Source organism: Capnocytophaga sp. G1920, assembly GCF_051417515.1.
Genome location: NZ_JBPRKH010000027.1, coordinates 23308 through 35498, shown reverse-complemented (window position 1 = coordinate 35498; position 12191 = coordinate 23308). Strand labels below are relative to the sequence as shown.

The following is a 12191-nucleotide window of genomic DNA, read 5'->3' as shown; positions in this document are numbered from 1 at the left end:
AAATTCACCATTGGATTTTCAAACTTACCATTCAAGTGTAAAATTCATCACCAGCAAGAAATGATAAGTGAAGATTTAGCACTTGGTGATATTCTCAAGGAACATACTGCTGATAAGAAAGATATAGCAGTGTTCGACAGAGGAATGAAAGACAGAAAGGTAATGGATGAGCTTTCAGATGAGCAGACTCAATATTTTGTCACCCGAATTTACAAAGACTCAAAGTATATTTTAGCAGAAGGGAGTCAAGTAAAGAAATTAGCTGAGCAAGATGAGCATCTGCGCTTAATTAGCAGTCAGAAAGTACATCTTTTCACTAAAAGTCAAAAGAAGACAAAAAATACCTTTCGTTTGATAGAGGGTAGACTGCTAAAGAAGGATGAGAAGAGAGGAGAAATTAAAGAAGAGAAGATACTGTTTTTAAGTAACTTAACCGATGATTTTAGTGATGAGCAAATAGCCGGAATTTATAGGAATCGTTGGAAGATAGAGCAGTATTTTCGTTTTATAAAGCAAGAGCTTAACTTTAAACATTTCTTTTCAAGAAATCTCAATGGCATACAAGTGATGATGTATGTAATATTAATAGCATCAATATTACTATTGACATACATAAAAGAAGAAGGATTGAAAGGCTATAAAATCCCTAAAAGGCGATTTTGTTATGGTTTACAAGATGAAATAATTAAAGAAATTGTAATCCATTGCGGAGGAGATCCTTCAAAAATGTATTCTTATTCAGATAGTTAAAAATGTTCCTTACAACCTTAGTTTGAAACTTTGGCAAAGTTAAATAAACTAACAATCCCTCCTCTAGCGCGAAATTGTAGCTCCACTTCATTCTCTCATTTCCTCATTCTCTCATTTCCTCATTTTCTAATTTCCTCATTCTCTCATTTCCTCATTTCCTAATTCTCTTGCCTTTCTGAATGATTAAAATAAATGTAATAAAAACTATTTGTCTATTTAGAAAATTATTTTTACTTTTGCGCCTTTCAAAATCAATATAAAAATAATAGCGTTTTAACACAGAATTATTTTCCGATTAGAGTATCTGAAAAAGAAAATAATTCTAAATATATCTAAATGCTTTTCATATAAACTATTTCGCAACGCCTTTATGTCCGATATTCTACATTACCCTCTTACTGATTTCGTTACCTCTTGTGGGGTGCGCATTCCCGCTCTTAGGGTGTATTATCAAGTGTTTGGAAAAGCCTTAGGCACAGCTCCGGTAGTGGTCGTGAATCACGCTTTTACAGGTAATTCACAAGTAACGGGTGAAAACGGCTGGTGGAAAGAAGCTATTGGTGAAGGGAAGTTGATAGATACCCTCAAATACACGGTAGTAGCTTTTAATATCCCTGGCAATGGTTTTGGAGCACGCGAAGAAGATATGATTCCTAACTATGAGCATTGGGCGGGTATAGATATAGCGCGCATTTTCAACCAAGGGCTCACCGAGCATTTAGGACTTAAAGAAGTATTTGCCCTTGTAGGGTGCTCGTTAGGTGGCGGTATTGCTTGGGAAATGGCTGCCCTCGCCCCTACCCTTTTCAAAGAACTCATAATCGTAGCTGCCGATTGGAAAGCAACCGACTGGATTATAGGCAACTGCCTCTTGCAAGAGCAGATACTCAAAAACTCTACACACCCCTTGCACGATGCACGCCTCCACGCGATGTTGTGTTACCGCACTCCTCAATCGTTGAAACTGAAATTTGAGCGCACCACCAACATTCCGTTGCAGTTGTACAATGTAGAAACGTGGCTCTTACACCACGGCGACAAGCTGCACAAACGCTTCTCACTCTCCGCCTACAAACTGATGAACCAATTGGTAAAAACGATAGATATTTCAAAAGAACGCGGTAGTTTTGCCGAGGCTGTAGCGCCTATCACCGCACACATCACCATCGTAAGCACTGATTCTGATTTGTATTTCGTTCCTCAAGAGAACCGCGATACCGTAACCGAACTGCGCGAAATGGGCAAACCCGTAGATTATTACGAAATCCACTCCGTACACGGTCACGATGCTTTCCTGATAGAACACAAACAGTTAGAACAGTATTTAAAGAAAGTGTTTAATTAATGATTGATGATAAATTATTGATGGATAATGGGCTCAATATTATAGCTAAAAGCAACGGAATTCAAAATGCAAATAAAAAACTCTCCTTATTATTGCTATTCTTTATAAGTGCATATACTTTTACTTTTGCGCAGAGAAAAATAGAAGGTAAGTATTATATTAAGAAGAAAGAAATGCACATAGAGTGTTGTGCTACTGATACCTACACGTTTTATAGCAATGGCATTTTTGATTATGCTGAGGAAGGTGAGTTAGGAATTGTTCATTATGGCAAAGGTCATTACACCCTCACGAAGGATTCTTTAGTATTAAATTACGATTTAACAGAGGTAAAATACCCTGGATATTATATCGCTAAACCTTATACTAATTATAAAGATTACATCACTTTAAACTTAACAGTATACGATTTAGAAAAGAAGCCTTTACCGAATGTAGATGTTTTTCTGTTTAAAGAAGGAGCGCCTACAGGAGGGGATACTGACGAAAATGGGAAATTGATTATAAAAGTACCTAAGACGAATGAAAAGTGTGCTTTATTACTCACCTATAATCACGAATCTATGTATAAAGTGGAATCTATAGACCTTAATTTATGCTATGATTTAGAATTTTACCTCACTAAAACTCCGATGAGCTTTTTTGATATAGGAAATGCTATTAAAGATGAGGTAAGTCGTTTTAAAATTGTAAAACTTAGAGGAGATGAGTTTGTGGTGCGTAATGATAAAAAAGGAGAAATTACTTTCAAGAAGGTAGAAGATAAAAAGTAAACAAATGAAGATATTAAAATTTGGTGGAAAATCACTTGCCAATGACGGCATTGAAAAGATACTCAGTATCATTGCTGGGCTTGCTAAAACTGAACCTATATCAGTAGTAGTTTCAGCGCGAGGCAACACTACCGATGAATTAGAGGCTTTGCTCGAAAAAGCGAGTAAAGGCGAGGATTATACTGCCGACTTTCAACAACTGAAAGACGAACAGCAGTATGACTCTCGTGTGTCATTTGAGCCCGAATTTCAGTTGCTCGAAAAACTCCTCGAAGGCGTTTCGCTACTGAAAGACTACAGCCCTAAGACCAAAGATTTGGTATTGGCACAAGGTGAACTGATGTCTGCTAAGCTTGTGGCAACACTACTTCAGCAAAAAGGCTTGGAAAGTACTTTTGTGGATAGCCGTGAAATCTTCAAAACCGATGCTGTGGTAGGCAATGCCCAAATCATCAACTCAATATCCGAAAAACTCACTCGCGACCGCTTTGCAACCATTCCTCCTAATTGTGTGGCAGTGGTTACGGGCTTTATCGCTTCCACTGAAAAAGGCGACACTACTACCTTAGGGCGCAATGGCAGTAACTATTCGGCAGCACTTTTGGCTAACTACCTCAACGCTTCCGAACTGCAAAACTACACCCACGTCGATGGTATCTTCACTGCCAATCCTGAGTTAGTACCCGAAGCCAAAATTATACGTCATCTTTCTTACGAAGAAGCCAATGAATTGGCTAACTTTGGAGCTTCTATACTCCACGCCAAAACTATTATCCCTCTCATTGAAAAAGGCATTCCGTTGCGCATCAAAAACACTTTCAACAGTGAAGACGAGGGAACCCTCATTCACCAAGAAAGCGTGCAAGAGGGCATCAAATCGATTTCGGTAATTAAAGATAATGCCCTTATCGTGATGGAAGGTCGCGGACTCTTGGGCAAAGTGGGCGTAGATGCGCGTATTTTTAAAGCGCTCGCACAAAAAGGTATCAGTGTGAGTATCATCTCGCAAGGGTCATCGGAGCGCGGGGTAGGCTTGGTAGTAGCTTCTAAAGATGCTAAACTTGCTAAAGCTGCTATAGACGAGGAATTCTCACACGACTTCTACACCAATGATGTGAGCAGTGTGAGCATCGTAGAAGATGTAGCTGTAATTTCTATCGTAGGACAACCGCTTGCTACCTTCCACCACCCTTATAACGCACTGATACGCAACCAAATCGTTCCTTTGCTCATCAACAATGCCGTAACGGGTAGAAACGTGAGTTTGGTACTTAAAACCGAAAAACTCCACAAGGCACTGAATGTAATTCACGGTGAAATCTTTGGGGTTTCACGCCGTATCAACTTGGTAATCTTTGGTAAAGGTACCGTTGGGGGCACCCTCATCGACCAAGTGATTGCCGCACACGACAACATACTTCACCGTAAGAATCTCAGTTTGCGCATTGTTGCTATCGCCAATTCACAACAGCTACTCACCAATGCAAAAGGAATTGGCAGTCATTGGCGCTCTGCCTTCGATAAAGAAGCCGTGCCTTATAGCTTCGACACTTTGCAAGCCTTTGTAGATAAAAATCACTTAGAGAACCTTATCGCCGTAGACGTAACCGCCAGCAAAACCTTTGTAGACAACTATATCCCACTTATCAAGAGTGGTTACGACTTGGTTTCAGCTAATAAAATAGCAAATACTATTTCGTTTGACTTTTACCAAGAACTGCGCAAAACTCTCAAACAACACCAAAAAACTTATCTCTACGAAACCAATGTAGGGGCAGGCTTACCATTGATAGACACTATTCGCCTTTTGCATCATTCGGGTGAGAACATCACCCGTATCAAGGGGATTTTCTCAGGGACGCTCAGCTATCTGTTCAATACTTTTTCAGCAGAAAATAAGCCGTTTAGCGAGGTGCTCCAACACGCTATCAACAGCGGTTATACTGAACCCGACCCTCGTGAAGACCTCTGTGGTAACGATGTAGGGCGCAAGCTGCTCATCTTAGCCCGCGAGCTTGATTTAGGCAATGAGTTCACCGATGTAAAGATACAAAATCTTATCCCCGAACATTTAAGAGAAGGCTCGGTAGCAGACTTTTTGCAACGTTTAGAAGAGTTCAATGCGCCTTATCAGCAAATTAAAGAAGCCCAAGCCCCCGACCACGTACTGCGTTATGTAGGCGACCTTCACGGCGACTTAGCTTCTACCGAAACGGTACAGTTAGACGTATCGCTCGTATCGGTTCCGCGCAACAGTGCCCTCGGTCAGGTAAAAGGAGCTGACTCTATTTTTGAGATTTACACTGAATCTTACGGCGATAACCCTATCGTGATACAAGGAGCAGGAGCAGGCGCTTCGGTAACCGCACGCGGGGTATTTGGTGACATTTTAAGATTAGCAGAAAAAAGTAGGCTTTAGGTATCAGGTTTCAGGTGTTAGGGACTAGAACTATGAATAAAGAAGAAAATCCTTTGTTAAAGATGTCGTTACAGGAATTGTGGCAACTGTTCCCTATCAATCTTACACAGCATAATCCTTTGTGGAAAGAATGGTATGAGGAAGAACGCAGTTTCCTTTTAAAACAATTGCCCTCTAACGAAGTGGTACGGCTAAGCCATATAGGCAGTACCGCTGTGGAAGGAATACAAGCCAAACCTATTGTAGATATGTTATTAGAAGTGAAGAAATACAGTTCATTCCAGAAGCTAAAAGAAGTCATTTTACAATCAGGTTATCTATGTATGAATGAAACAAGCGATAGGATTTCTTTTAATAAAGGCTATACTATTAATGGGTTTGCAGAACGTGTGTTTCATTTGCACTTGCGTTATGAAGGCGATAATGATGAACTCTATTTTCGCGATGAACTGCAAGCACACCCATCGGTAGCCAAAGAATATGAAATGCTTAAATTATCACTTTGGAAGCCTTTTGAGCACGACAGAGATGCTTATACCGCTCACAAAACAGACTTTGTGAAACAATATACACTGATAGCAAAAGAAGAATTTAAAGGAAAATATGAAAATAACAGACCATATTAAGAATGCCAAAGGAAAAACACTCTTCTCCTTTGAAGTAGTACCTCCTAAAAAGGGAAATAATATTGAAGAACTATACCGAAACATAGACCCCCTAATGGAGTTCAATCCTCCGTTTATAGATGTAACTACCTCACGCGAGGAGTATTATTACATTGAACACCCCAATGGGCTATTGGAAAAAAAAGTAACCCGTATGCGCCCTGGTACCGTGGGTATTTGTGCGGCTATTCAGCATAAATACAAGGTGGACACAGTGCCTCACGTGCTTTGTGGTGGTTTTTCAAAAGAAGAAACTGAGTACCTTTTGGTAGATTGCCTCTACTTGGGTATTGACAACGTAATGGCTTTGCGCGGTGATGCGATGAAAGAACAACGCTACTTTCAGCCTACTGAGGGCGGACATACCTACGCTACCGAACTCGTTACTCAAATCATCAATTTGAACAAGGGGATTTACCTCAACGGCATTGCTGCCGACCATAAGGCTAATTTCTGTATAGGAGTAGCAGGTTATCCTGAAAAACACATTGAAGCCCCCTCACTCACTTCCGACTTGGCGCGCCTTAAAGAAAAGGTAGATGCTGGTGCCGACTATGTGGTAACACAGATGTTTTTTGACAATCAGAAGTATTTTGAGTTTGTAGAGAAAGCCAAAGAAGCAGGCATCAATGTGCCTATTATACCAGGGATTAAGCCTATTGCTATTAAAAAGCACCTCAACCTACTGTCACAAGCCTTTAAAATAGATTTCCCCGAAGAGCTCATCAAAGCAGTGGAATCCTGCAAGAACAACAACGAGGTAAAACAAGTGGGTATAGAGTGGGCAATTCAGCAGAGCAAAGAGCTCAAAGCCGCTGGGGTACCTGTTTTGCACTACTATTCAATGGGAAAATCGGATAATATAGTGAAAGTAATATCAGAAGTATTTTAATTAGGTAAGAGATAAGAGGTAAGAAATTGTACTTTTTATCTCTTATTTTTTATTTCTTCATTAATTTGTTCGATGTAATGGGTAAGTTCCTCTTTGCCGGTTTTATTTTCGGCAGAAGTGATGAAGTAAGGCGGAAATTCTTCCCAAGTTTCGAGGAGTACTTGTTGATAAGCCGCTATATTGCGCTCAATAGCTAAAGGTTTGAGTTTATCGGCTTTGGTGAAGACAATAGCAAACGGAATGCTGTGTTCACCTAACCATTGCATAAACTCTACATCTATCTTCTGAGGTTCGTGGCGCACATCTACTAATACAAATGCGCATACCAATTGCTGTCGCTCCTCAAAATATTTAGTAATAAATTGCTGAAATACCTTTTTAGTTTCTTTGGATACTCTTGCATACCCATAACCAGGGAGGTCTACTAAAAACCAACTATTGTCTATTTTGAAGTGATTGATGAGTTGGGTTTTCCCAGGGCGACCTGAAGTTTTAGCCAAATTCTTGTGATTGGTAAGCATATTGATGAGCGACGATTTCCCTACATTGGAACGCCCTATAAAAGCATATTCAGGTAAGTTTTCCTTGGGGCATTTACTCACCTGAGAGTTACTCATCACAAATTCAGCTTTTTTTATCATCTTACCTCCTTATTTTCAAGCCACTTATTTAAAATCTCATTGAACTGTTGAGGGTGCTCCATCATTGGGGCGTGACCACATTTGTCTATCCAATGCAGTTCGGAATTAGGCAATAGTTCGTGGAATTCTTCAGCTACTTTAGGAGGGGTTACATTGTCATTCTTACCCCAGATGAGGCAAGTAGGGGTCTCCATTTTAGGCAAATCCTTTGCCATATTGTTGCGGATAGCACTTTTGGCAAGTGCCAAAGTTTTGATAAGTTTAGAGCGGTCAGAGATATTAGCAAATACCTCATCTACAATTTCTTTAGTAGCTACGGCAGGGTCGTAGAACACTTCTTCGCATTTCTTTTTGATGAAATCGTAATCACCACGACGTGGATAGCCATCGCTCATTGCTTTTTCGTATAGCCCAGAACTACCTGTGAGCACTAATCCGAGTACGTTTTTAGGGTGCATTTTAGCATAAAGCAAGCCTACGTGTCCACCAAGTGAATTGCCGAGCAGGATTACTTTTTCAAACTTCTTGTGTTTGATGAATTTCTGTATATATTTAGCCAATGTTTTCACCGAAGTTGTGAGCAATGGCATAGAGAAGAGAGGCAGTTCGGGGACTACCACTTTATATTTATGGGAAAAAAAAGAAACTACTTCTTCAAAGTTACTAAGCCCACCCATCAAGCCGTGTAAGATAATGATAGGAGTGCCCTCACCTTTTTCGATGTATGAAAATTTACCTTCTTTTTTTACTTCTACTGTCATCGGTTTTTATCAAAAAGTTTTTTTGAGCTACAAAGGTAATATTTTTATTTCTATTTACGTGCAGGAAAGTGAAAATATTTTTTATTCTCTTTTCTTATTATTAACGCAAATAGTTATTTATTAAGCAAATACAATAAAATATCACATCGTACAACAATGTTTTTTCCAATGTGAAAAATAAGAAATAGTTACAAATTAGTAAATTAACCAAAGGTTATTGTAACTTATGTATGAGTTCTTGTAAATGAGTATTTCTTCTGAAAGAATATTCTTTGCTGCTACGATTGAGGTATTTTATAATATCAGCGGTTTTCTGGAGGGTAGCTTTATCATCGAAAAAAAACAATAGTTCTGAGATGATTTCTAAGGTATCTTCACTATTTTTATAGGCTAAAAGTATTGTTTCAGTAGGAGTATTGATGAAATAAGTAAGTGTGTGTGGAGTATATTTTTGGGCTAAGTAGTCCAAATATTTGAGTTGCTCTTCTTTTGCGGGCTTTTTGCTCAATAGTGCGGTGAGCTCTTCAAAGAAAAGGTCTATTTGCCGTTTGAGGTAATCTTTCTCTATCATAGGATTTAGGTGTTAGTTTTTAGTCTTTAACTTTTGGAAAGGAGACGTTAATAGTTGCTAATTTTATGTTGTATTATTATGGCACGAGCTACAAGCTCACGCCAGCGGAGAAAACATTCATAAATAATCGACAATTTAACTTTACCAAAATTTAAACCTTTGGGAAAGTGTGCGACTCTTTCACGGTGCTAATCGCTCTAATTTCCAATCGTAGTCTTCGGTAAGGGTATAACGCAGGCGGTCGTGTAGACGATTAGGGCGTCCTTGCCAAAATTCAAGGCTTTGTGGTCGGACTAAGAAACCTCCCCAATGCTCAGGACGGGGTACTTCTTTGCCTTCGTATTGTTTTTCTAATGCGTGCAGGTGCTCTTCGAGATATTCTCTTGAAGGGATTACTTCGCTTTGTGGCGATACTATTGCGCCTAACTGACTACCCAAAGGGCGTGACTCAAAATAACCGTCGGAGGTATTAGCAGGGACTTTTTCAGCAATACCTTTGATAATGATTTGCCTTTCGAGAGAGGGCCAGAAGAAAGATAAACACAAGTGAGGATTGGCGAGAATGGCTTTCCCTTTTTCGCTGTTGTAATTGGTGTAGAAAATAAAGCCTTCGTAAGTGTACTGTTTGAGGAGTACTACGCGGGTCTTTGGGTAACCATCGAGCCCTATGGTACTTACTGACATCGCATTGGCTTCGTCTATACTGTTGCTCTCATCGGCTTCATAGAACCAGGTTTGAAAGAGCTGCATAGGATTCTCAGGAGCATCGCTTTCTAAAAGAGCACGCTTGTCGTACGTTTTTCGGTAGTTGCTTAAATCCATTTGTTTAGGTAAAAGATAAAAAGTAAAAGGTAAAAGGTTGGAGATGCAAAGATAAAAAATAATTAACAAATTAGCAAATTTAAAAATTACTAAATGTAAGAAAAAAGGAGTTAAAGAACATACATCTTTAACTCCTGTTTTCTATCTTCCTAATTTCTATTTACTAATAGAAAAGACTTAGGTTTTCTTTAATGGTGGCAGTGCTTTCCAATGATTTGAGAATACCTTGAGCAGCGCGGTCGGTGCGGAGTTTCTCAACAGTTTCAGCATAGGTTTTGTAGTTATCCAATGCAGGAGCTACGGTAGCTGAGGTGAGTTGGATTACGTATACCGCATTTTCGCCGTCGATAGGTTTAGAAAGCTGACCTTGTTTGAGTCCGAAGGCAGCACCTACTACTTTAGGTTCGCGTCCTTCGCCTATGATAGTTGGATTTTTCATTATAAGGTTGGCAGCGCTTTTCACTTCGGTTTTGTTAGCTGAAGCGATAGCTTCGAGGCTATTGCCTTTGGCTTTCTCTTTTAAGATAGCGGCTTTTTTCTCGCGAATGAGAATTGGTTTTACCATAGGAGCAGCATCTTGTACTGAGCTAATACCTTCTTCGCCTTGTTTTACCAATTGGGCTACAATATAGTTACCACCACTGGTGAATTTCTTGATATCGCCTATTTTAGTATCCTTTTGGAACAACCATTGTACGATAGAGCGGTTAGAGCCCAAGCCTATAATTTGGTCGTCGTTCTTATGTAGGTTATCGGCACGAAGCACTGAAAGTTCACTCTTTTTAGCGATATTAGCAAACTCTTTGGGGTTTTGAGCTGCCTTCATTTCGAAGTTGGTTACCTTAGAGAAAAGAGAGTTGATAGTCGCTTCGGAAGGGTCTACTTTACGGCTGATAGTAGCGATGTTCACTGCTTCGGCTTTATCAGTTACTTTTACTACGTGGAAACCAAAAGCGGTTTCTACTATACCGATAGTACCTACAGCATTGTTGAAAGCAAATTCTTCAAAAGGTTTTACCATAGCACCTTTGGAGAAGAACCCGAGGTCGCCTGCACTGTAAACAGCTCCTGGTTCTTCGGAATTTTCACGAGCGAGTTGCGCAAAATCAGCACCTGCTGCTTTGGCTTGAGCTAAAAGCTCTTCGGCTTTTGCCTTAGCTTCTTCCTTAGTACGGGTAGTATTAGGCGTAGCTGCCTGACTGCCGGCGTAGGCTATAAGAATATGACTTGCTTTCACAGCACCGCCTGGTTGTTTGGCAATCATACGGCTGAGTTTGAGGCTTCCGTCTTCTTCATAAGGACCGAACACTTTACCTACCGGAAGGTTGAAAAGAGTATCGGCGTAAGAAGAACGAAGATTGTCTTTATTTACAAAAGTGCTATCGTAAGGCACATCGGAATGACGGTCTACGAAATCTTTGATATTTTTTGTTTTAGCAAACCCTGCAATAGTATCGTTTTTATTGGTTTTGCTGTTAAACACTACTTCGGGTTGCAAAAGCTTGAGTAGGCTTTCTTTTTCGGTTTCAATATCGGTTTGCGATGGTTTTTCGCTCACGACTATATATTGGATATTGCGATAAGCCTCTTGCTTAAATTGTTTTTCGTGTTTCTTGATATAATCTTGTATCTCGCTATCGGTTACCTTTACGCTTTTATCATCGATAGAGCTGTATTGCAACGCTACATAGCTGATATCGGCGAGGTCTTTTTCCTGATGGTATTCCATTTCGGCTTCGGTATTGGTAACGCCGAGACCTGCGCGGATAAGACTGAAATACATTCGCTGTTTAGCATCTTCGATAATAGCATCTTCTTGCATTTTCCACTGAGCATAGGCTTGTGGATTGGTGTTTTTGAGGGTTGCCAAATAGTTGGTGAATTTATTTGCGTCGAACACTCCGTACTCATTCACAAACTGAGGGTTTTGAGCGAGCGGTGTTTTAGCAAGAATTGCCAAAATCTGGTCTTTTTCTACACTGAGACCTAATTTTTCGATTTGTTGGTTAAGTAGGATTTGTTGGACGTTTTGTTCCCAGACGTATTTAGCGGCTTCGATGCTAGATACTTGTCCGTTAGCTTGACGGGTAGCATTTTCGACTTGCTGACGGAATGCATCGATAGGTACATCTTCGCCATTTACGCTACCTATTTCGTTAGGGTTATGGTTGCTAAAGCGCCCTTTACCTATAAAGTCGGAGATGATGAAAGCGAAGAGGGCGAGCCCAATAATCGCAATAAGGAATACGGTTTTACTTCTAATCTTTTCGAGTACTGCCATTGTTTATAAATCGTTTATAAAAGTATAAATTGTGAATCAGGTTGGATTAAGGAATGTTTAAATGTTTCATTAAAAGCCCCCGTTCCCCCGAAGGGGGACAAGCTACAAAGTACAACTCTCAATAAAACAATATGCCATTTTTAACCCTTGATTCATATATAAAATTGTTTGGTGTTATTAATCAAACGGCAAAGGTAATGCTTTTTGTGGAAATGCAAAAATAATTCTGAAAATTATTTAAGTAAAAGGTAAAAGGTAAAAGGTAAAAGGC

11 protein-coding genes are annotated in these 12191 nt (G+C 39.8%); 6 read left to right on the top strand and 5 right to left on the bottom strand.

The genetic code is table 11. From position 1 onward, the window contains the following. The 6 genes from ACSQ7D_RS12030 to metF form a co-directional block, all read left to right on the top strand. Positions 1-750, top strand: a 750-nt coding sequence (locus ACSQ7D_RS12030; protein ID WP_437135808.1) for a transposase, incomplete at its 5' end; no start/stop codon positions are given. Between the two features lie 370 nt (positions 751-1120). After that, a complete protein-coding gene (locus ACSQ7D_RS12025; RefSeq protein ID WP_437136386.1) occupies positions 1121-2095 on the top strand; it encodes an alpha/beta fold hydrolase in 975 nt (324 codons plus the stop codon). Further along, a complete protein-coding gene (locus ACSQ7D_RS12020; RefSeq protein ID WP_437136385.1) occupies positions 2095-2868 on the top strand; it encodes a hypothetical protein in 774 nt (257 codons plus the stop codon). The genes ACSQ7D_RS12025 and ACSQ7D_RS12020 overlap by 1 nt, the downstream gene beginning before the upstream one ends. A gap of 4 nt (positions 2869-2872) precedes the next feature. Next, positions 2873-5287, top strand: a complete 2415-nt coding sequence (gene thrA, locus ACSQ7D_RS12015; RefSeq protein ID WP_437136384.1) for a bifunctional aspartate kinase/homoserine dehydrogenase I — start codon at positions 2873-2875, stop codon at positions 5285-5287. A 32-nt stretch (positions 5288-5319) separates the two neighbouring features. Next, positions 5320-5913, top strand: a complete 594-nt coding sequence (locus ACSQ7D_RS12010) for a GrpB family protein (RefSeq protein ID WP_128091102.1) — start codon at positions 5320-5322, stop codon at positions 5911-5913. Then, positions 5891-6844 (top strand): methylenetetrahydrofolate reductase [NAD(P)H], encoded by a 954-nt coding sequence (gene metF, locus ACSQ7D_RS12005; protein ID WP_437136383.1) that lies wholly within the window; start codon positions 5891-5893, stop codon positions 6842-6844. Before ACSQ7D_RS12010 ends, metF begins: the two co-directional genes overlap by 23 nt. Positions 6845-6879: 35 nt before the next feature. Here the strand turns inward: metF and yihA are convergent, their stop codons facing one another. From yihA to ACSQ7D_RS11980, 5 genes are all read right to left on the bottom strand, one after another. Further along, complete coding sequence (gene yihA, locus ACSQ7D_RS12000; RefSeq protein ID WP_111972827.1) at positions 6880-7485, bottom strand: ribosome biogenesis GTP-binding protein YihA/YsxC; 606 nt, start codon at positions 7483-7485, stop codon at positions 6880-6882. Beyond that, entirely contained in the window at positions 7482-8246 is a 765-nt protein-coding gene (locus ACSQ7D_RS11995) for an alpha/beta fold hydrolase (RefSeq protein ID WP_128091103.1), read from the bottom strand. The genes yihA and ACSQ7D_RS11995 overlap by 4 nt, the downstream gene beginning before the upstream one ends. Before the next feature lie 214 nt (positions 8247-8460). Continuing rightward, on the bottom strand, positions 8461-8817 hold the full coding sequence (locus ACSQ7D_RS11990) for a hypothetical protein (protein ID WP_437136382.1): 357 nt from the start codon (positions 8815-8817) through the stop codon (positions 8461-8463). A gap of 180 nt (positions 8818-8997) precedes the next feature. Next, positions 8998-9639 carry a pyridoxamine 5'-phosphate oxidase gene (gene pdxH / locus ACSQ7D_RS11985; RefSeq protein ID WP_437136381.1) on the bottom strand — a complete coding sequence of 214 codons (642 nt, stop codon included), beginning with the start codon at positions 9637-9639 and terminating at the stop codon, positions 8998-9000. A 163-nt stretch (positions 9640-9802) separates the two neighbouring features. Further along, positions 9803-11920: a peptidylprolyl isomerase gene (locus ACSQ7D_RS11980; protein WP_437136380.1), complete on the bottom strand. Its 2118-nt coding sequence runs from the start codon at positions 11918-11920 to the stop codon at positions 9803-9805. Between the last annotated feature and the right edge of the window lie 271 nt (positions 11921-12191).